The 21,121-nt window shown below is 61.8% G+C and carries 19 protein-coding genes; 4 read left to right on the plus strand and 15 right to left on the minus strand.

The window, feature by feature from the left end; genetic code table 11:
• Positions 1–186 precede the first annotated feature (186 nt).
• Complete coding sequence (locus G7016_RS05635) at positions 187–909, minus strand: pirin family protein (RefSeq protein ID WP_181111866.1); 723 nt, start codon at positions 907–909, stop codon at positions 187–189.
• 111 nt (positions 910–1,020) lie between these two features.
• On the opposite strand from G7016_RS05635, the gene G7016_RS05640 reads away from it, so the two are divergent.
• Entirely contained in the window at positions 1,021–1,908 is an 888-nt protein-coding gene (locus tag G7016_RS05640; protein WP_181111867.1) for a LysR family transcriptional regulator, read from the plus strand.
• Here the strand turns inward: G7016_RS05640 and G7016_RS05645 are convergent.
• From G7016_RS05645 to G7016_RS05685, 9 genes are all read right to left on the minus strand, one after another.
• Positions 1,891–3,108: an MFS transporter gene (locus G7016_RS05645; protein WP_375139678.1), complete on the minus strand. Its 1,218-nt coding sequence runs from the start codon at positions 3,106–3,108 to the stop codon at positions 1,891–1,893. The two genes, G7016_RS05640 and G7016_RS05645, sit on opposite strands and share 18 nt — an antisense overlap.
• Complete coding sequence (locus G7016_RS05650; protein ID WP_181111868.1) at positions 3,109–3,744, minus strand: response regulator transcription factor; 636 nt, start codon at positions 3,742–3,744, stop codon at positions 3,109–3,111.
• A complete protein-coding gene (locus G7016_RS05655; protein ID WP_181111869.1) occupies positions 3,741–4,826 on the minus strand; it encodes a sensor histidine kinase in 1,086 nt (361 codons plus the stop codon). The genes G7016_RS05650 and G7016_RS05655 overlap by 4 nt, the downstream gene beginning before the upstream one ends.
• A 160-nt stretch (positions 4,827–4,986) precedes the next feature.
• Positions 4,987–6,585 carry an ABC transporter ATP-binding protein gene (locus G7016_RS05660; RefSeq protein WP_181111870.1) on the minus strand — a complete coding sequence of 533 codons (1,599 nt, stop codon included), beginning with the start codon at positions 6,583–6,585 and terminating at the stop codon, positions 4,987–4,989.
• A gap of 12 nt (positions 6,586–6,597) precedes the next feature.
• Positions 6,598–7,620, minus strand: coding sequence for an ABC transporter permease (locus G7016_RS05665; protein WP_181111871.1), 1,023 nt, complete (start codon positions 7,618–7,620; stop codon positions 6,598–6,600).
• Positions 7,617–8,675: a microcin C ABC transporter permease YejB gene (locus G7016_RS05670; protein ID WP_181111872.1), complete on the minus strand. Its 1,059-nt coding sequence runs from the start codon at positions 8,673–8,675 to the stop codon at positions 7,617–7,619. Before G7016_RS05670 ends, G7016_RS05665 begins: the two co-directional genes overlap by 4 nt.
• Positions 8,672–10,522: an extracellular solute-binding protein gene (locus tag G7016_RS05675; RefSeq protein WP_181111873.1), complete on the minus strand. Its 1,851-nt coding sequence runs from the start codon at positions 10,520–10,522 to the stop codon at positions 8,672–8,674. Before G7016_RS05675 ends, G7016_RS05670 begins: the two co-directional genes overlap by 4 nt.
• 131 nt (positions 10,523–10,653) lie before the next feature.
• Positions 10,654–10,935 carry a peptidylprolyl isomerase gene (locus G7016_RS05680; protein WP_181111874.1) on the minus strand — a complete coding sequence of 94 codons (282 nt, stop codon included), beginning with the start codon at positions 10,933–10,935 and terminating at the stop codon, positions 10,654–10,656.
• A 74-nt stretch (positions 10,936–11,009) separates the two neighbouring features.
• Positions 11,010–12,086: a 3-deoxy-7-phosphoheptulonate synthase gene (locus tag G7016_RS05685; RefSeq protein WP_181111875.1), complete on the minus strand. Its 1,077-nt coding sequence runs from the start codon at positions 12,084–12,086 to the stop codon at positions 11,010–11,012.
• A 522-nt stretch (positions 12,087–12,608) separates the two neighbouring features.
• Here G7016_RS05685 and G7016_RS05690 point away from each other — a divergent pair.
• Together G7016_RS05690 and G7016_RS05695 are read left to right on the plus strand one after the other, a co-directional pair.
• Entirely contained in the window at positions 12,609–13,064 is a 456-nt protein-coding gene (locus G7016_RS05690) for a GNAT family N-acetyltransferase (protein WP_181111876.1), read from the plus strand.
• A gap of 269 nt (positions 13,065–13,333) precedes the next feature.
• Positions 13,334–15,421 carry a putative bifunctional diguanylate cyclase/phosphodiesterase gene (locus G7016_RS05695; protein WP_181111877.1) on the plus strand — a complete coding sequence of 696 codons (2,088 nt, stop codon included), beginning with the start codon at positions 13,334–13,336 and terminating at the stop codon, positions 15,419–15,421.
• A 146-nt stretch (positions 15,422–15,567) separates the two neighbouring features.
• On the opposite strand, the gene G7016_RS05700 is transcribed toward G7016_RS05695, so the two are convergent.
• Positions 15,568–16,953 carry an MFS transporter gene (locus G7016_RS05700; protein WP_181111878.1) on the minus strand — a complete coding sequence of 462 codons (1,386 nt, stop codon included), beginning with the start codon at positions 16,951–16,953 and terminating at the stop codon, positions 15,568–15,570.
• A gap of 189 nt (positions 16,954–17,142) precedes the next feature.
• A complete protein-coding gene (locus G7016_RS05705) occupies positions 17,143–17,346 on the minus strand; it encodes a hypothetical protein (RefSeq protein WP_181111879.1) in 204 nt (67 codons plus the stop codon).
• 63 nt (positions 17,347–17,409) lie between these two features.
• On the opposite strand from G7016_RS05705, the gene G7016_RS05710 reads away from it, so the two are divergent.
• Positions 17,410–17,910 carry an MgtC/SapB family protein gene (locus G7016_RS05710; RefSeq protein ID WP_181112186.1) on the plus strand — a complete coding sequence of 167 codons (501 nt, stop codon included), beginning with the start codon at positions 17,410–17,412 and terminating at the stop codon, positions 17,908–17,910.
• A 7-nt stretch (positions 17,911–17,917) separates the two neighbouring features.
• Here G7016_RS05710 and G7016_RS05715 read toward each other — a convergent pair whose 3' ends face one another.
• The 3 genes from G7016_RS05715 to G7016_RS05725 all read right to left on the minus strand — a co-directional run bounded on the left by G7016_RS05715 (position 17,918) and on the right by G7016_RS05725 (position 20,741).
• Complete coding sequence (locus tag G7016_RS05715) at positions 17,918–18,712, minus strand: class I SAM-dependent methyltransferase (RefSeq protein WP_181111880.1); 795 nt, start codon at positions 18,710–18,712, stop codon at positions 17,918–17,920.
• A 140-nt stretch (positions 18,713–18,852) separates the two neighbouring features.
• Positions 18,853–19,761: an AraC family transcriptional regulator gene (locus tag G7016_RS05720; RefSeq protein ID WP_181111881.1), complete on the minus strand. Its 909-nt coding sequence runs from the start codon at positions 19,759–19,761 to the stop codon at positions 18,853–18,855.
• Between the two features lie 74 nt (positions 19,762–19,835).
• Positions 19,836–20,741 carry a MurR/RpiR family transcriptional regulator gene (locus G7016_RS05725; RefSeq protein WP_181111882.1) on the minus strand — a complete coding sequence of 302 codons (906 nt, stop codon included), beginning with the start codon at positions 20,739–20,741 and terminating at the stop codon, positions 19,836–19,838.
• Positions 20,742–21,121 lie beyond the last annotated feature (380 nt).

Here is a 21,121-nt window from a genome sequence, read left to right on the forward strand (position 1 = left end):
CCTTGGTCGACAGTGAGTCGATTAGCGGACCGGCGCGCGGCCGGCTCCGTAACCGTGCTGGTTATGAAGCTGACCGCCGTAGCGCTGATGAGTTGCCTTGGGTTATGCGGTGTTCATGTTGCTAACCCGTAACAGCAAGCCTTGGCCCCGACCGGCCGCATGGGCCGCAAGTCGGGGATGGCCCGGTCACGCCATGCCTGGCAGCTCATGGGGGCGCAGGTCGAACACCAGCACCTCGGCGTTATCGCCGTCGGTCAACGCCAGGGTGCGTTCATTGCGTACCCGAACGCCGTCGCCTTCCACCAGTTTCTGCCCGTTGAGGGTGATGCTGCCTTGAGCCACGTGGACATAGGCGTAGCGGTCTTCGGCCAGGGTCAGCTCGGCGCGTTCTTCGCCGTTGAACAAGCCGGCATACACGCGGGCATCCTGGCGAACCGACAGCGAGCCGTCCGTGCCTTCCGGCGAGATGATCAGCCGCAGGCGGCCGCGCTTCTCTTCGTGGGTGAAGTGCTGTTGCTGGTAGCGCGGTTGGGCGCCTTGCACCGAGGGCACGATCCAGATTTGCAGGAAGTGCACCGGGGCATCGGCCGAGTGGTTGAACTCGCTGTGGGTCACGCCACGGCCGGCGCTCATCAGTTGCACGTCGCCAGGGCGGATGACCGAGCCGGTGCCCAGGCTGTCCTGGTGTTCCAATGCGCCTTCGAGCACATAAGAGAAAATTTCCATGTCCCGGTGCGGGTGCTGGCCAAAGCCCTTGGCAGGCGCCACACGGTCATCGTTGATCACCAGCAGGTCGGAGAACCCTTGCTCGCGAGGGTCGCGATAGGAGGCGAACGAGAAGGTATGGAAAGATTTGAGCCAGCCATGGTTGGCTTCGCCGCGTTCGTTGGATTTGCGCAGAGCGAGCATGTCGTGCACCTCGTGTGAGTGGGTATGGGACTAGTGTACTGTCGCACTGCCGATGTATTAAGTAGCTGAAACACGCCATACTGTCTCGCACACGTTGACAGTGAGTGCGCCATGAACCCATTCGAAGACATGCGGTTGTTTACCCAGGTACTGGAGTCCGGCAGCTTTACGGCCGCAGCGGAGCACCTTGGGATTTCCAAGCAATTGATCAGCCGCCGGGTGATGCAGCTCGAGGAGCGCCTGGGGGTACGCCTGCTTAACCGCTCCACCCGCAGGCTGGATGTGACGCCGCTTGGCCATGCCTACCACGAAGCGGCATTACGCCTGCTCAATGAAGTGGAACAGGTGGAGCAGAGCATCGCCGGCGAGCATGGCCAGCCTCGCGGTACCGTCCGCCTGAGCGCGCCCTTGTCGTTCGCCGTGGAGCATCTGAGCGGGTTGTTTCCGCTGTTCATGCAGCGCTATCCGGACGTAAGCGTTGAAGTGGACTTGAGCGACCGCTCCGTGGACCTGCTCGCCGAGGGCTTCGACATGGCCTTGCGCATTGGCGACCTTGAAGATTCGAGCCTGATTGCCCGGCGCATTGCCCAGGTGGAACGTGTGTGGGTATGCAGCCCGCAGTACCTGGCAGCCCGCGGCGAACCGGATAGCCCCGCAACGTTGGCCAGCCATGAGTGCTTGCCGTACGGCCATGGCCGCACGTCCCAGTGGCGCTTCGAGCGGGAAGGGAAGACACAGGTGGTGCACGTGAGCGGGCGATTGCGCGCTAACAACGGGGAAGTGTTGCGCGACGCGGCAGTGGCTGGGCTGGGTATTACCTATCTGCCGCTGTTTATTGTGCGTAACGCCCTGGCCGAAGGCCGCCTGGCCCGGGTGCTCGATGAATGGCGGCCGCCGGCCCTGGCGTTGTCTGCCCTGTACCCCCAGCATCGCCAGGGCTCGCGAGCGGTACAGGTGCTGGTGGAGTTTTTAAGGGAGCAGCTACAAGACGCCCTGTGACGCCCTGCGCGAGCGCACCAGGAATATCACTAGCCCCACCAAGGGCAATGCCATGCCCAGCACCACCACGCCATGCCAGCCGGCGGCTTCGTACAAGCTACTGGCGAAGGCAGAGCCCAGCGCGCCGCCGATGAAGATACTGGTTACGTACAGCCCGTTGAGCCGCGCGCGGCTGTTGGCGTCCAGGGCGTAGATCACCCGCTGGCCAGTGACCATGCTCATTTGCACCGCAAAATCCAGGAGTACGCCAGTAAGCGCCAGCCACAGCACACCGCCGGGCAGTTCCCCCAGCAAAAAGGCGCAGGGCGCCATCACCAGTGCCAGCAGCGTAGCGGCCTGGCTATGCCCGGCATCCGCCAGGCGGCCGGCAACGGGCGCCGCGATCGCGCCCATGGCCCCCACCAGTGCGAACAGGGCGATCTGCGTCTGGCTCAAGCCATATACGCGGGACAGCTCCACCGGCACCGTGGTCCAGAACAGACTGAACGCGGCGAACATCAAGCCCTGGTACAAGGCGCGCTCGCGCAAGGCGGGGAAGCGCTTGAGCAATACCAGCATCGAATGCAGCAACTGTATGTAAGTCGCGCTGTGTTCGGGTTGCCGACGGGGCAAGGTGAACATCAACAAGGCCAGGATGGCGACCATCACCACCGCCGCTACGATGAACACCGCGCGCCAGCCCAGATGGTCGGCAATCACGCTGGCCAACGGCCGGGCCAGCAGGATGCCGAGCAGCAAGCCGCTCATGATATTGCCCACTACCCGGCCCCGGATGGCTTCGGGCGCCATGTGCGCGGCCATGGGAATAAGCATTTGCACCGCGACCGAGCTGAAGCCGATCAGCAGCGAGATCCCCAAAAATACCTCTGGCCGAGCCGTGAATGCCGCCCCCACCAGGCTCAATGCCGCCAATACCACGGTAGCGAGAATAAGCCTGCGGTTCTCCAGCAAGTCGGCCAACGGCACCAGCAGGAACAACCCCAGCGCGTAGCCGACCTGGGTCAGCGACACCACCAGGCTGGCCCCGTGGGGCGAAAGGCCGATGGCGGGCGCGATCAGCTCGATGATCGGCTGGCTGTAGTAGATGTTGGCAACAATCGCGCCGCAGCAGAACGCGAACAGCACTACCAGCGCGGGGGTGATCGCCGCGTGGGCACGGGAGGTAGAGGTCATTTCCAGGTCCGGGATAGGAGGGTTCATTCAGGCATTGCTGGAGAGGCTTCTGGACATCACCACCAGATCGGCAAACGATGTGGCGGCCATTTTCTTCATGGCACGGGCGCGGTGGATCTTCACGGTGATTTCGCTAAGCCCGAGTTCACCGGCAATCTGTTTGTTCATCATGCCGCTGGCAGCGTAGTGCATCACCTGGCGCTCGCGCTCGCTGAGCAGGGCATAGCGGCAACGAAGCTCGGCTTCCCCTTTGCGTGCCTGGTGCTGCTGGCGCGCGGCCTGCAGCGCAGTGTCCACGGCCTGCAGCAGGTCCTGGTCGCGAAAGGGCTTTGGCAGAAAATCCACGGCGCCGGCCTTCATCGCTCGTACAGTCATTGGAATGTCCCCATGGCCGCTCATGAAAATCACCGGCAACGTCGCGCCCTGTTCAGTGAGGTGCTGTTGTACCTCGAAGCCGCTGCTGCCGGGCAGTTGCATATCAAGCAGGAGGCAACTGGGTACCTGCGGCAAGGGGGCTGCCATCAGTTGCGCGGCGCTGGCGAAGGTATCGACCGGGTGGCCGGCCGATCGAAGCAGGCGGCTGAGTGAGTCGCGCACCCCATGGTCATCGTCGACCACCAGCACTATGTGCGAGGTATCACCGGGAGCGAAGCCGGCGCTCATCGGGCCGCCTTTTTGCTGACCAGGGGAAGGCGAAAAACGAAACAGGCCCCGCCTTGGGACGCATTGGTGGCGGATATCCGGCCACCCTGGGCTTCGATCAGCGACCTGCAGATAGACAGCCCCATCCCCAGGCCGTCCTGGCGGGTGCTGAAAAACGGCGTGAACAGGCCTGGCAGCACTGAGGCTGGAATGCCAGCGCCGCCATCGCGGATGCTTACGCTGAGCCAAGGGCCTTGCACGCGGCTTTCGATGTACAGTTCGCGCGCCTTGGGCGCCACGCCGGCCATGGCCTGGCATGCGTTGATCAAGAGGTTGATCAGCACCTGCTGTACCTGGACCGGGTCCGCCGACACGCGCGCTTCTGCCGTTTCGAGGGAAACCCGGGCACGAACCCGGTGGCGGCTCAGTTCGCCGCGGATCAGGGCCAGGGTATCGGTGATCAAGCCATCCATGCACAGGGATTGCCGCACGGGTTCACTCTTGCGTGCCAAGGCCCGAATGCGAGCGACCACTTCGCTGGCGCGGTGCGCATCCTCGGCCACTCGCTGCAGGGATTCACAGGCTTCCTCCAGCTCGGGCTGAGGGCGTTGAAGCCAGCGCAGGCCCGCGCCACTGTTATTGGCAATGGCGGCCAGGGGCTGGTTCACTTCATGGGCAATCGAGGCCGCCAGTTCGCCGAGGGTGGTCACGCGGCTGGCGTGGGCCAGTTGGGCCTGCGCTTCGAGCAACGCCTGGGTGGCGCGCTTGCCCCGCAGGGCCAGGAGCGCTGTGATGCCGATGGCGGCCAGGCTGATGAGGCACCGCGCCCAGGCGGCCCCAGTGTCTACCGCCGGATGGCCATGTACTAGTGCAAATGCCAGCAGGGTAAGCCCTGCGCAAGCGGCGGCCACCCACAGCAGGGTTTTCGCCGAGCTTCGATTTGCGAGCATCAGCAGTACCGCGACATAAAGCACCGCAACGGCGGTGTCCAGGCGGGTGACCGTATCCACGATGAAGATACAGCAGGCTACTAACAGGGCAGTGAAGCCCCAGAGGCCCTGCCACTCCATGGAGAGGTGCCGGCGAATGCCCAAGCTGGTCATAGGTTTGGCCCCGAAACGAAAGGGTGAGCGCAATGGCCCGTGGCGGCAAGCGTGGCAAAACAGCCGGGTTTGAAGTTCCGCTATTTCATAAGCAGTTACAGAATAGTCGCAAATGTATCGTGTTTGCGGCGGCGTTGCTACCTCGTGCCATGCGCGCGTGCTAGAGCGGCTGGGCGGGTAGCGGCGAGAGCATCGAGGCCGCGAGCAGCTCCCGGGTATAAGGGTGCCGGGGCGCCTCGAACAGCTCGTGGCTGGGCCCGCGCTCCACGACCTGGCCGTCTTTGAGCACGATGATGTCGTGGGCCAGGGCGCGCACCACGGCCAGGTCATGGCTGATGAACAGGTACGTCAGCCCGTGGCGCTCCTGAAGCTGGCGAAGGAGGGCCACTACCTGCTTTTGCACGGTGCGGTCCAACGCCGAGGTCGGTTCGTCCAGGAGAATCAATTCAGGCTTGAGTACCAGCGCCCGCGCGATTGCGATGCGCTGGCGCTGCCCGCCAGAAAACTCATGGGGATAGCGGTCCCGGGTGCTCGGGTCAATGCCCACTTCGCGCAATGCCTGTGCGACCACGTCCTCGCATTCACGTGCACTGGCGTCCAGGTGCACCTCCAGGCCCTCGGCAATGATCTGCCCCACCGACATGCGCGGGCTGAGGCTGCCATAGGGGTCCTGGAAGACTACCTGCATCTTTTTGCGCCACGGCCGCATCTGCTTCTGGCTCAGCCCATGCAACTCATGCCCCTGGAAGCGAATGCCACCCTCGGCGTCGATCAACCGCAGAATCGCCTGGCCCAGGGTTGACTTGCCTGAGCCGGACTCACCCACAATGCCCAGGGTTTTGCCGCGTTCCACCGAAAGGCTTACCCCATCCACGGCTTTCACATGGCTCCAAGGCTTGCGAAACAACCCGCCGCCAAGGGCGTACCACACCTTCAGCCCGCTCACGTTGAGCACTTCTTCACGGGTGTCTCGGGGCAGGGCCTCGCCGGCGGGTTCGGCATCGAGCAACAGCCGGCTATAAGGGTGCTGCGCCGCGGTGAACAATTGCTCGCATGGCGCCTGCTCGACGATTTCCCCACCACGCATCACGCACACCCGTTGGGCGATGCTGCGTACCAGGTTCAGGTCGTGGCTGATCAACAGCAGCGACATGCCCAGGCGCTGTTGCAGCGACTTGAGCAGGGCAAGGATCTTGCGCTGCACGGTCACGTCCAGCGCCGTGGTGGGTTCGTCGGCGATCAGCAGCTCCGGCTCGCAGGCCAGTGCCATGGCGATCATCACCCGCTGGCGTTGGCCGCCCGACAACTGATGGGGGTACGCCTTTAGGCGGGCACCCGGGTTGGCAATGCCCACCAGTTCCAGCAGCTCAAGGATCCGTGCCTTTGCCGCCTTTCCGGCAATGCCCCGATGCACCAGCAGGGTTTCGCCGATCTGTTGCTCTACCGTGTGCAATGGGTTGAGCGAGGTCATCGGCTCCTGAAAGATCATTGCGATGCAGTTGCCGCGAATATCGCGCAGGGTTTTGTCATCGGCGCCAATCAGCTCCTGCCCGCGGTAGCGGATGCTGCCTTGGCTGTGACTACCGTTGGCAGGGAGCAACTGAAGAATGGCGTTGGCGGTGACCGACTTGCCAGAGCCGGACTCGCCCACCAGCGCCAGGCATTCCCCGGGGCGAATATTCAGCGACAGGTTACGTACCACCGGTTCGCCGTTGAAGGCGATCCACAGGTCACTGATTTCGATCAGGTGTTCGCTCATCAGAAGCTCCGGTCAGGCGCGAGGGTCAAAGGCGTCGCGCAGCGCTTCGCCGATAAACACCAGCAGGCTCAAAATCACCGCTAGCGAAAAGAACGCAGTGAGCCCCAGCCAGGGCGCCTGCAGGTTTTGCTTGCCCTGGGCGATCAGCTCGCCCAGCGAGGCGCTGCCGGCCGGCATGCCGAAGCCGAGAAAATCCAGTGCGCTGAGCGTGGTAATGGCGCCCGTGAGAATGAACGGCAGGTAACTGAGGGTTGCGTTCATGGCATTGGGCAAAATGTGCCGCACGATCACGGTGCGGGTGGGCAGGCCCAGGGCGCGCGCCGCTTTCACGTATTCCAGGCTGCGCCCGCGGAGGAATTCCGCCCGCACCACGTCCACCAGCGCCAGCCATGAAAACAACGTCATGATCCCCAGCAACCACCAGAAGCCCGGCTCCACGAAACCGGACAGAATGATCAACAGGTAAAGCACAGGCAGCCCCGACCACACTTCCTGCAAACGTTGCCCGAACAGGTCTACCCAGCCGCCGTAATAGCCTTGCAAGGCCCCGGCGGCCACGCCAATCAGCGAGCTGAGGACAGTGAGCGCCAGAGCGAAGAGGATCGAGATGCGCGCACCATAGAGCACCCGTGCCAGCACGTCGCGCGCCTGGTCATCGGTGCCGAGCCAGTTGATGCCCGTGGGCGGGCTGGGGGCAGGGCGGGACAGCTCGTAGTTGGGCGTGTCCGGGCCGAAAGAAATGGGTGGAAACAGCATCCAGCCGTCTTGCTCAGCCACCAGCTTGCGCACGTAGTCGCTGCGGTAGTCGGGCTGGAACGGCAGCACGCCGCCCAGCTGCTGCTCGGTGTACCGCTTGAACACGGGGAAGCAATAGTGCCCGCCGGCCTTGAGCACCAGCGGCTTGTCGTTAGCCACCAGCTCGGCGCCCAGGCACACCACAAACAGGCCCAGGAACAACCACAACGACCACCAGCCACGGCGGTTCTTGCGAAAACGGTGAAGGCGCCGCTGCGCCAAGGGGGACAGGCGCATCAAGCGTTCCTCGAAAAGTCGATACGAGGGTCTACCAGGGTGTAGCACAGGTCCCCTACCAGTTTTATCAGCAGCCCGAAGAGGGTGAAGATAAACAGCGAGCCGAACACCACCGGGTAATCACGCGAGACGGCGGCTTCGTAGCTCATGCGGCCCAGGCCATCGAGAGAGAAGATCACTTCCACGAGCAGCGACCCGGCGAAGAACACGCTCACGAATGCCTGGGGCAAGCCGGCCACCACCAGCAGCATGGCGTTGCGCAGTACATGCCCGTATAGCACCCGGCGCTCGCTCAGGCCCTTGGCGCGCGCGGTGACGACGTACTGGCGGGTGACCTCGTTGAGGAAGGCGTTCTTGGTGAGGATGGTCAGGCTGGCGAAGCCGCCAATGACCAGCGACAGCACTGGCAGTACCAGGTGCCAGAAGTAGTCCGTTATCTTGCCCAGCGTGGACAGCTCGTCGAAGTTGTCGGACACCAGCCCGCGCACCGGAAACCAGTTCAGGCCAGTGCCGCCGCAGAACACCACGATCAACAGCATGGCGAACAGGAAGGACGGCATGGCGTAGCCGACGATCACCGCGCTGCTGCTCCACACATCGAAGGGGCTGCCATGGCGTACAGCCTTGCGGATGCCCAACGGGATCGACACCAGGTAGGTAATGAGCGTGGCCCAGAAGCCAAGAGAGAGGGTGACCGGCATCTTGTCCAGGATGAGGTCCGTTACCTTGGCACCGCGGAAAAAGCTGTCGCCGAAGTCAAACACCGCATAGTGCTTGAGCATCAGCCAGAGCCGCTCGTGGGCCGGCTTGTCGAAACCATACTGGCGTTCGATGTCCTTGATCATTTGCGGGTCCAGCCCACGGCTGGCGCGAGAGCTGCCCTGCGCCGAATCACCGCCACCGCCGCCAGCCGGGCTACCGCCCACACCTTGCAGCCGGGCAATGGCTTGCTCGACCGGCCCACCGGGCGCGGCCTGCACGATGACGAAGTTCACCAGCAGGATTACCAACAGGGTAGGGATGATCAACAGAAGGCGTCGCAGGATGTACAGGGTCATGGTCGCGCTCCCGTGGCTTTGCGCTGCGCCATCTGTTCGGTAGTGAGGGCCGTGGGGCTGACTTCCCACCAGGTTTCCGGTGCTTCGTCGTATGCCGCCTGAATGTCAGGTATGCCAAACCGGTTCCACCACACCGTGGATGTTCCCGGCGGGTAGTAATTGGGAATCCAGTAATCGTTCCATTGCAGCACCCGGTCCAAGGCATGGGCGTGGTTGACCATGTCGTCGAAATTCGTGGCTTTCACCACACCGTCGATCAGCCTGTCCACAGCGGGGTCGCGCAACACCATGTAATTGCCCGAACCGGTATCGCTGGCGGCGGACGAGCCGAAGTAGTTCACCAACTCAAGGCCGGGCGACGCCGACACCGGATAGCCGGCCACAATCATGTCGTAGTCCCTGGCCATCAGCCGATTGAGGTATTGGGAGGGATCGATGCGGCGGATTTGAAGGTCGATGCCGATTTGCGCCAGTGTGCGTTTGTACGGCAGTAGCAGGCGCTCGAGGCTGCTTTGGGCATTGAGAAAGGTAAACGTGAGGGGTTCGCCGCTGGCATTTACCAGCCGATCGCCGTCCGGGTGCCAGCCCGCGTCGGCCAGTAGCTGCAGCGCTTGCAATTGCTTGTCGCGAATGAAGCCTGTGCCGTCGGTTTTCGGTGCCTGGAACGCCGCCCCGAATACTTCGTCCGGCACTTGCCCGCGCAGGGGTTCAAGAATCTTCAGCTCGGCGGGCGTCGGCGGCTGGGTGGCTGCCAGAGGGCTGTTGGAAAAGAAGCTTTGCTGGCGGATGTACACGTTGCGCATCAGTTGACGGTTGCTCCACTCGAAATCCCAGAGCATGGCCAGCGCGCGGCGTACCCGGCGGTCCTGGAACACTGGCCGGTCGAGGTTGAACACGTAGCCCTGTGCCGGCTGTAAACCCTTGGGGGCCAGGTGTGCCCGTTGCAGGCGGCCATCGTCCAGGGCAGGCCCGGCATAACCGATGGTGTAGGCCGTGGCGGAAAATTCCCGGTTATAGTCGAAGCCGCCGCCGCGCAATACTTGCCTGGCAACTTCGATATCACCGAAGTATTCCACGCTGAAGTGGTCGAAGTTGTACATGCCGCGGGCCACTGGCAGGTCCTTGCCCCACCAGTCCGGATTGCGTTCAAAGGTGATGCTGCGGCCGTTGTCTACCTTGCCCACCCGATAGGGGCCGCTGCCCACGGGGGCTTCAAAACCTCCGCCATTGGCAAAATCCCGGGTTTTCCACCAATGCTCCGGGAACACCGGCAAAGCGGCCACGTCCAGTGGCAGCGTACGGCTGTCACGGTTCTTGAAGTCAAAGCGCACCTGGCGCTCGCCTTCCACCACTACCTCGCTTACGTCCGCGAACTGCGCGCGGTAACGCAGGCTGCCTTGGGTCATCAGCAGGTTGAAGGTGTAACGTACGTCTTCGGCGGTAATTGGCGTGCCGTCGGCGAAGCAGGCATTCGGGTCGAGGTAGAAGCGCAGGGTCAGGCCGTCGGGGCTCAGCTCCATCGCCTTGGCCACCAGGCCGTAAACGGTATAAGGCTCGTCCAGCGAGCGGGTGGCGAGCGGTGAGTACACCAGCCCGTCGATCTGGGAAACGCCGATGCCCTTGTCGATGTAGGGCATGAGGTGGTCGAACTGGCCGATGTCCGTGGCCGAGCGCCGGAAGCTGCCGCCCTTGGGCGGATCAGGGTTTACGTACTCGAAGTGTTTGAAGCCCGGAGGGTATTTGGCCGGTTCGCCGTAGACCGTCAGCGCTGGCGCGGGTGCTGCGAGGGCGGCATTGGCCGCACACAGCGCAAACATGCAAAGGAAGGAGATGAAAACCGATCGCATTGGCTACCTTGAGCGGGTCCGCGAGAAATGTCCGGTTGCCATCATGCACGTTCGTGTACAGAAACAAAACGGCTTGCCAGCGGCTTGCCAACGGCTCGCCGTTGGCGAGCCGTCATTCAGCGTAGCGGTGATCAGTCCTGGCGGCTGGTCACTTCCAGCAGGTGATAACCGAACTGGGTTTTCACCGGGCCTTGTACGGTGTTGACCGGGGCGCTGAACACCACGGTGTCGAACTCCTTGACCATCTGGCCTGGGCCGAACGAGCCCAGATCACCGCCCTGACGGCTGGAAGGGCAGGTGGAGTTGGCCTTGGCGACTTCGGCGAAATCGGCGCCGCCTTCGATCTGGGCCTTGAGTTCGTTGCACTTGTCTTCGCTGGAAACCAGGATGTGGCGTGCAGTGGCTTTGGCCATGGGGAAGTACCTCTCTATAAATGAACGCAACAGCCTAACCCGCGCGGGCCCCTGAGGCCAGCGCGATCAAGTGTTCAGCTTCGAACACATGCAGCCACCAGCGCGGCTTCGGTGGCTTCCCAGCCCAGGCAGCCATCGGTGATGGACACGCCATAGCGCAATGCGCCCCCCGTGCCTTGCGCGCCCTCGAACAGGTGGCTTTCGAGCATTACGCCGATCAGGTCGCGGTTGCCCTCGCGTCGCTGCCGGATGACCTCGGCAAGCACCTCGGGCTGACGCAGGGGGTTCTTGCCACTGTTGGCATGACTGCAATCCACCATGATCCGAGGCGCCAGGCCCGCCTTGAGCAGCTGCGCCCGGGCCGCTGCCAGGTGCGCCTCGCTGTAATTGGGACCGCCATGGCCACCGCGTAGTACCAGATGGCAATCCGGGTTGCCTTCGCTGCGCAGGATCGCCGGATGGCCGTGCAGGTCCAGGCCGAAGTGGCGATGCGGATGGGCCGCGCTGCGAATGGCATCGCAGGCTACGCCCAGGGAGCCATCGGTACCATTCTTGAAGCCCACCGGCAGCGACAGCCCGCTGACCATTTCCCGGTGCACCTGTGATTCAGTGGTGCGCGCGCCCACTGCGCCCCATGCCAGCAGGTCGTCGAAGTAGGGGGTGGCCATTGGTTGAAGCAGCTCGCCCGCCAGTGGCAGGCCAAGGTCCAGCAGGCCAAGCATCAATTCGCGAGAAAGTGTCAGCCCCAGCAGCATGTCGTCGCTGCCGTCCAGGCGGGGGTCGTACAACAGGCCTTTCCAGCCCACCGTAGTGCGGGGCTTTTCTATATACGCCCGCATCACAATCAAAAGGTCACCTTTCAAGGTTTCGGCGAGCCGGGCGAGGCGTTGGCCGTATTCAAGTGCGCAGGCGGGGTCGTGAAGGGAGCAGGGGCCTGTGATGACCAGAAGGCGGTTGTCGCGGCCGTCGAGAATGTCGCGCACCTGTTGGCGCTGCTCTGCCACGCGTGCGCCCAGCGCGCTGGAAAGCGGCAAGGCCTGGCGTAGCGCGTAGGCGCTGGGAAGTCGCTGGCCGACGCCTTCGTTGCGCTCGGCATCAAGCGTGGGGGCAGCCGTAAGGGCGGTAAGGCACGGGGTAACGAGGGTGTTCATGGGCGATCCTTTTGCCCGCTGCGTTTCAGGCACGCAAGCGGGTAGTCAACGGTGTTCGTAAGCGCAGGTTTGCGCGGGCAAGGGCTTCGCCACCTGATGTGGACCGGTCGGAGGCGGCGTGCTGTACCGAACGGGACGCGCTAAATCGCCAGGCGTAAACAGTGCTGGTGCGGTAGGTGGCGTAATACATGCTGTGAACTCCAAAGTTACAAGGGATGAAAAAGCAAAACCCCCGATCGGGTGGCCGACCGGGGGTTTCGAAAAACGTTGGCAGGCTACCCGGATGCTGGGCGCCTGTATCGGGGAATCAGGCGCGCGTTTGGCTAAACCAGTAACCAAAATACGAGCAGGCATAAGCGGCCGCGGCGCGCACGGCTACGCCGGCCATGATGGCAGCGTGAGCGACAATACGAAGGGCCTTGGGCATGCTAGTGTCTCCTGATGAGGTTTCGGAGCTTACTGGAGCCGATTGGCAATCGCAATGCCCGTAGTCTCTGTTACGGCCAGGCAGTGGAGCAGCGCATGATCGTCGAGTTTCAACCCGCGGCGGAAGCCGACCTGGCGTTCGCCCGCACATTGGCACGGCGCACTATGATGCCGTACTACACCCGTCACGGACTGCTATGGCGCGACAGCGACTTCGATGACGGCTGGGGCTGGCGGGAAAACTACATGCTCCATCATCAAGAGGAGTTGCTGGGCTTCGTCAGCCTCAGCGTAGATGCGCGTGCGTTGTACATCCGCGAACTGCATCTGTTGGAATCGGCACGAGGAAGGGGCGTAGGGTCGGCGGTGCTTGATCGAATGCTGGCGCTGGCCGCGCGCCGACACCTGGGGTTACTGCGCCTGATGGTGTTCAAGGACAACCCCGCGCAGAGGCTCTACGCCCGCAAGGGGCTGCAGGTGGTTGGCGAAGATCCGTGCTTCTGGCGCATGCAGAAGCGCGTGGAGGCACCCGGATCGGTGCTTTCGCTATAAGTGCGATACAAAATACTTCGGTGTACAGGTTGTCGCATTCTGTACAATTCTTGTCGCGCGCCGAGCGCTTTCAGCTACCCTTCAACCGACCGGTGACCCATGTCGCACATACAGTGCGGGCGACCGCGGCCGATAGTACTGATGTAACAAGTATGTCGTCGCGTTCATGTGTGCCGGTGGCTACCTGTTCGCACTGATGTCTGCGTTCCGGGAGCCTACCCGGATCACCGGGCAAGGATGCTTTTCATTTCAGGTTGTCTGGTAGCCGCATGTTGACAGGTATTTATTCTCCCGCTTTGGTGGCGATCTCGTTCGCGGTCGCCATGCTCGCAGCCTACACAGCGCTGGACCTCGCCGGCCGTATCATCAGCACTCACGGCAAGGCCGCTCTGCTCTGGATGGCAGGCGGCTCGTTGGCCATGGGCGTAGGCATCTGGTCCATGCATTTCATCGGCATGCTGGCGTTTCGTTTGCCGATCGAGCTGGGCTATGACCTGGGCCTTACTCTGATTTCCCTGCTGATCGCGATCGGCAGCTCCGGTTTTGCGTTGTGGATGGTCAGCCAGCCAAGCCTGCCGTGGCCGCGACTGGCCTGCGGCGCGTTGATCCTGGGGGCAGGTATCGCGGCCATGCATTACACCGGCATGGCCGCCATGCGTTTGCAGCCGGGCATCGATTATGACCCGCTGCTGCTCGGTGCTTCGTTGGTGATTGCCGTCGGGGCTTCGGCGGCGGCGCTGATCATTGCCTACCGTTTGCGGCGCCACACGCCTTATGTACGCCTTGCCCGGGCCGGCGCTGCGGTGGTGATGGGCTTTGCCATCGTGGGCATGCACTATACCGGCATGGCAGCGGCGCGGTTTCCGGAGGGCTCCTGGTGCGGCGCGTTGGGTGGCGTAAGCCTTACCGGCGACGGCCTTGCCTACCTGGTAGTGGTGACCTCGCTGAGCGTGATTGCCATCGCCCTGCTGACCTCCGTGCTCGATGCGCGCCTCGAAGCACGCACCGCCGACCTGGCCAGCTCCCTTACCGCGGCCAACAAGAAACTCACTCGCCTGGCCCTCCACGATAACCTCACGGGCCTGCCGAACCGTGTGCTGCTGGGTGACCGCATCGCACAGGCCATGCAGAGCGCCAACGAGGCAGAGACGTGCTTTGCGCTGATGTTCATCGACCTGGATGGTTTCAAGCCAATCAACGATGCGTTCGGCCATCATGTGGGCGACCAGTTGCTATTGGGCGTTGCGGAGCGGCTGCGTGCGGGGCTGTCGGCCCAGGACACCCTGGCCCGGATCGGCGGCGATGAGTTCGTGCTGCTGGTCCCGCTGCGTCGGCCGGACGACGCGGTTTCGGTAGCGGCCGCCCAGGTGGCGTTACTTGCAGAGCCTTTCCGCGTCAGCGAGCATGATCTGCAGGTGTCCGCCAGCGTTGGGGTGGTGCTGTACCCCGGCTGCGGCATCGATCAGCATCAGCTGTTGATCAACGCTGACGCCGCGATGTACCACGCCAAAAGCAGCGGCAAGAATAACTACTGCTTCTTTGATGTCTCCATGAACAGCAACGCGCGCAAGCAGTTGCAGCTCATTCAAGACTTACGCATGGCCGAGGCCCGGGGTGAGTTCCGGCTGTTCTATCAGCCCAAGTTCGACGCGGCCAGCGGCCGGCCCGTTGGCGCCGAGGCACTGCTGCGCTGGCAGCATCCTCAGTTGGGGTTGCTTGGGCCGGACAAGTTTATCGAGCTGGCTGAAAAGACTGGCATGATCATCCCCATCGGGGACTGGGTGCTCAACGAGGCTTGCCGCCAGATGGCGCTCTGGGTTCGCGAAGGCTATGACGACTGGCGTGTGGCGGTGAACCTTTCGGCGTTGCAGTTCTGCCATGGGGGCTTGGTGGAAAGCGTGGCGCTCGCGTTGTCCCGGAACGGGTTGGAAGCGCGCAACCTCACGCTGGAAATCACCGAAACCACTGCCATGAGCGATGCGGACGCCAGCATGACGGTGCTGCAGCGGCTCTCGGATATGGATGTGGACATTTCCATCGACGACTTCGGCACCGGTTATTCGAGCCTCATGTACCTCAAGCGGCTGCCAGCGAACGAGCTCAAGATCGACCGGGGTTTCGTTCGCGACCTGGAGCAGGACAGCGACGACGCCGCGATCGTGTCCGCCATCGTGGCACTGGGGCAAGCGCTGGGGTTGCGCATTGTGGCCGAAGGCGTGGAAACCGACACCCAGCAGGCATTTTTGACCCGGCTGGGGTGTGATTCCCTGCAAGGCTACTTGCTTGGCAGGCCGCAACCGGCGGATCGGTTCATCACCGAGATACGCGAGAAAGAGGTTGCGCCGGAGCGGGCTTGAGCCCTGTAGCACAATGGCGAACCCCTTAGGGCCAGCCATGCTCCAGGCGCTGCTCGATCCAAGGGGTGCTCCCGCTAACCTGCAAATAAAGCCCAATAAAAAACGCCGGCATCGAGCCGGCGTTTTTCTATGTCGCGGGAAAGGTATTACACGCGTGGTGCAGCCTGAGCGCGCATTGCGTCGTAGTCGCGTTTTTCCAGCGGTACCGCGTTACGCTTGCCCAGTTCTTCCATCGGGATGCGATAGGTTTCACGAGCGGTATAAGCGGCGAGGGCGGCCACCGCGGTGACGGCGAACGCGATGCTGCCGACGGTCAGCGGGATGTTGTCCGAGCCCGGTGGTGCAACAGCGGCGAACAGCGCAGGGAGCAACGCAGTGATCATGGTGCCCACGTTCTGAGAGATGGCCATCGCCGATACACGGTAACGGGTCTGGAACAACTCAGGATAGAAGCTTGGGAATACCGCGTTATACCCCTGATAAATCACGCCCCACATCAGCAGCGACATGGCAAAGGCCAGCGGTACGCTATGAATGCTGATCGCATACAGGTAACCGAAGGACAACAGGCCTGCGCCCAGCGCGCCACCGATGATCATCGGACGACGGCCAACCCGGTCGGACCAGTTGCCCACGAACGGGATGACCATCACGGCTACCAGGTTGCCTACTACAGGAATCCACAGGTAAACGCTTTTCTCGAAGCCGATGCCGTAGGCCGGTTGCACCGCATAGGCTGCACCAAACACTGTAGCCACTACCGGGATCACGTTCATCAACGCCATACAGGTGACCAGGCCCATGTTCTGCCAGTTTTTCTGGAAGGCTTCTGCAATGGGGGATTTGGTGACCGCACCCTTGGCCTCGGCCTGGGTGAACGCTGGAGTTTCGTGCACTTCGCGGCGGATGATATAGCCGGCGATCAACACGATTGCGCTGAGCAGGAACGGAATGCGCCAGCCCCAGCTATTGAAAGCCTCATCCGGCATGAAGTAAGCCAGAGGCAAGAAGATCGCCGCGGCGAAGATCTGGCCCGCTTGCACGCCCTGAAGAGTATAGCTGGCGTAGTAACCTCGCCGCCCGAAGGGGGCGTGTTCCAGAATCATCGAACTGGCGCCCGAGATTTCACCCGCAACGGCAAAGCCCTGGATCAAACGCAGCACCACCAGCAAGGTAGGGGCAAGCATGCCGACCTGGCTGTAGGTGGGCAGCAGGCCCACGGCCATGGTGGCGAAGCCCATCAGGAACATGCACATCAGCAGTACGTTCTTGCGCCCGCGCGTGTCACCCAAGTGACCCAGCACGAACGCGCCAATTGGGCGCGCTACGTAGCCCACACCGTAGGTTGCAAGGGACGCTACGATTGCTACCTTTGGGTCTGTAGAGGGGAAGAAAATCTGTGGAAAGATCAGCGCCGCCGCTTGGGCATAGATGAAGAAGTCGTAGTATTCCAGGGCGGAGCCGACCCAACCGCTGGCGGTGGCCTTCTTCGTCTGTTGTGAGCCTTGCGAATGGATGTCATGGCTAGCCATGTTTGTCTCCGTTGTTTTTATTATCAAGCGTGGCCGTCGTTGTGCCGGGAGGCAAAACTAACCGGGTGGTACATGAATATCAGCCGCCTTGCGGGGCGTCAACCAGCCCAGGGCGAGGCGCCTGAAATGCGTTCGATTAACGAACGAGGCATTGTGCCAAAGACCCAGGCCCCATACATCCGATTTTGCTTAATTTCCTCGCCCGTCCCGGGCGCCCGCCGCCAACAGGCGTTCCGCCAGTTCTGCAGATACAGGGGCCTCCAACCCGCCCATCTGGGCGCGGAGGTTGGCATCGCTACCTAGCACGCGCACTTCATGAGCGTCGCCAGGCGATAGCTCACCAATGATGTCGATACGGGTAAGGCCTTCATCTTCAAACAACGTAACTGGCATGGGCGCCTCGGCACTTAGCGGTACGGTAGGGAGTCAAACGCAATCATGGCTTGGGATACATACATGGACGGCTGGTGGACAGAAGTACTCAGTGCCCTGCAGGAGGAGTTTGCCGATATCACCGACGTCGAGCAGCTCACCAAGGTAACTGCTCGGCTGCTGATTGCGGCATTGCTTGGTGGCATTCTGGGCTTCGAGCGGGAGAACAAAGGCAAGGCTGCGGGGGTGCGCACGCATATGCTGGTGTCCATCGGCGCCGCGCTTTTTGTGCTGGTTCCGCAAATGGCGGGCTCGCAAGCCGACGCCCTGAGCCGAGTGGTGCAAGGCATTGTTGCCGGTATCGGCTTTCTCGGGGCGGGCACCATACTCAAGGGCAATCGCCTCGATACCCACGATGTGAAAGGTTTGACCACCGCTGCAGGCTTATGGATGACCGCAGCCATCGGAATCGCCGCAGGCATGGGCCGCGAAGCGACCGCTGTTTTGAGCACGGTGCTCGCCTGGGCGGTACTGGCGCTCGGGCCGCTCCTGCTCGAGCGCAGCGAGCACAAAGACGATAAATAAACAGTATTCACGGCAGAATCTTCACCGTCCTTACGGCTCGGGTTTCATAGGGCACGCTTATCTCGGCCTTGCCCGCGAGCTCCGGGTGTTCGGCGATCAGCTTGCGGACCCGCTCCATGATCTGGGTTTTCTGCGGCTCGGGCGCGGCCGCGATGAAGCTGATGGACTTGATCCGGCGTACGATGACGTCTTCAGGGCTGCCGGTGTGCAAGTGTTTCCACGTCGCTTCTTTGAGCGGCGCATAACCGTGCCTGATGCCGTTGTTCAAAGGTTCGCGCCACTTGTTGTCATAGTAGCGCGGGTGGTCGCCGGCGAATTCGTTGACGATTTCCGCCAGCTCATGCACCCAGCCAACGCTGGCATCCCTCACGTTCCAGAACAACCCGAGGTGGCCACCCGGTTTCAGCACCCGGTGGATTTCCCGCATGCTCTGCTCACTGGCGAACAAGTGGAACGACTGTGCGCACACTACGGCATTCATGCTTTGCGACGGCAATGGGATCTCATCGGCGGTGCCGGAGAGCAGGGTGATACCGGGCAGGTTCTTGTGAAAGCGTTCGGCCATGCTCGGCTCAGGCTCTACTGCCGTGACATTGGCATGAAGATCCACCAGCAACCGCGTGAATTTGCCCGTACCTGCGCCCAGGTCCAGCACCGCGGTCTGGTTCTTGATTTCCATTTCTGCGGTGAGCCATTTCTTGATCTCCGGCGGATAACCCGGGCGGCCCTGGTCATAGGTGTCGGAAACAAGGCTGAAACCGTGAAATTTCGGCAGGTGAAGAAACTCAGCGACGGTTTTCATGGTGGTTCCTCGAGCAACTGAGCACAGGCTGCTAACAGCCCAGGCGGAAACGGCGCGACGCCTGATTCAAGCGTAGCGCACCTGCCGCCAGGTGTGAGGCGAGCGACAGCCGCACGTCGCCGCTACCAGCCATGGCGGGCTCAAGCGTGCCGGTTCTGCTCGGTAAGGCGCTGCACCGCAAGACGGCGATAGTGGCTGGGAGTCATGCCCTTGAGTTGTTGAAAGCGCCGATTGAAGTTGGAAATATTGTTAAAGCCGGATTCAAAACACACCTGAGTAACCGGTTTGTCGCCATCGGCGAGCAGCTCGCAGGATTTGCTGATGCGCAGGCGGTTCACGAACTCGACAAAACTTCGCCCGGTTGCTTGTTTGAATACCCGTGAAAAATAAGTGGGCTTCATGCTCAAATGCTCGGCCACTTCTTCCAGCGACAGCTCGCGGCCATAGTTGGCAAAGATGAAGTCGACGGCTCGGTTGGTCCGGTCGACGTTATTCTCGTCGGCCAGGTCGGTGGCACTGGTGGCCGACAATAGAAGGTAATCTTCACTCGCGGCCAATGTTTCCATCAGGATAAGGAAATAACCCAGCCGGGTGACTCCCGTGTGGGCGGCGATCAACTCCATAAGCCGAGTGGCTTCGGCAATAAGGGCGCGATCCCTGAATTCGATGCCATAGCGCGCCCTGTCCAGAAGCGGGGCGAGGGTTTTGAGCTCCATGAATACCAGGTGGCCGGATTCAAACAGGCCGTCGGTGAAATTCACCAACATGTCCCGCTGCGGATAGTGCTCGTTACCGTCTACCTGGCTAATCCAGTTATGAGGGAGGTTGGGGCCCGTCAGGAACAGGCTGCCAGGGTTGAAGTTGCCGATGTAGTCCCCGATGAACACCTTTCCGGAACTGGCTGTGATCAGGTGCAGTTCATATTCCTTGTGAAAGTGCCAGCGAACGAGCGGGCACGGGAAACCGTGTTGCCGATAGATAATCGACAAACCCTCATGGTCATCCATCAACTCATAGGAGGGTTCGCTGCCGCGGGCGGATCTGCTCATCACGGGGCCTGGTCTTGTTATTGATGGCCTAGTTTCCAATATTTACCACGCATTGCAACGTGGTTGTCCAGGCGTCACGACGCAGCGGAGCCCTTGGGCGATGGTTGGCGCAAGCTGTTGACGGCTTCCTGCGCCTGGCGCAGTGCCTGGCTGGCTTTTCCCTCGCACCGATGACGGATAGTGGCTGCAAGCGCTTCGATAAGCGCCACTGCGCTGGTAGTGCTTTCGCCTAGAACAGGGTGACTACCGGGCGCATAAAGTGTAAGGCTTGCATGGCGAGCAAGCGGTGCCGCAGGAGAGTCGGTAATAGCCAGCACCGTGGCCTTCTGGCGCAATGTGTACCGGGCCAGCGCGGTGACTTCCTCGTTATAGGGCGGCAACGCCACTGCCAGCAATGCATCCTGGGGGCCGATCCCCGCCAGCCGATAGGCCGCCGCTTCGCTGCCGCCTTCGTTACTGACCGACATTGCATGGTGGCACACCGGCAAGAAGGCTGTGGCCGCCAGGCTTGCCAGATGATGACAAATACCGAAACCGAGGGTGTACACCCGGTTGGCGCTGACCAGCGCATCGGCCATCCCGTTGAACGTGCTATCGGCATTGGCTGCCAGCGTCGCGTCCAGATTGCCTTTGGAAATTCTCGCCTGTAATTCCAGGGCGAAAGCACGGCCAGGGCGTTGTGCCAGTTCGCTTCGAACCTTGTCTGCGGGCGAGATCAGTGCCAGCAAGTTTTCCACGAGCGCGGCACGAAGGCCGGTGAAACCGGCAAGGTCAATGGCATGAGCCAGCCGATTGACCGCAGCAGTGGAAGCCCCTGTGGCAAGGGCGATTTCATCAATGTTCATAGTGGCCGAGCGCATCGGATTACGCAGGATGAAATCGGCGACCTTTCGCAGGGCGGGCTTGAGTGAGGGAGTGACAGTGACGAGCTTGCGCATGACAGGCGTTTCATAAACCAGGCTGCCGTTAACATTAAGCATGGTCTTACCCTGTGGATGGAACAACTGTGTAGGAAATTTCTACAAGAGTGTAGAGGTAATTCCTAACGGATCCAATAGTGGCGCTCTGAAAGCGAGCTGCTATTGCCATGCTGATAATGCCCCCGCCGTACCCCGCAATCAGGGAAGGCTGGAGACCAAAGGCACTTCAAGGTAAAACTTACAGAGGCATAATCTCAGCGATATCAAGCACTTGCCAGGAGACGAAGGGTGATTTCGGTTCACCGGAAAGGAAGCGCCCGCTAGCCAATCCGGCCAAAAGGCTTATAGCGGAAACATCTTGAACAGAATTAAATGATCGTAGCGGCCGATCAAAGGCGAGGCTGACGAGGAACCACGTAGGGTGCATGGCTCCTGCAATT

Origin of the sequence: Pseudomonas japonica, assembly GCF_013522925.1 — a bacterium.
Lineage (GTDB): Bacteria > Pseudomonadota > Gammaproteobacteria > Pseudomonadales > Pseudomonadaceae > Aquipseudomonas > Aquipseudomonas japonica_A.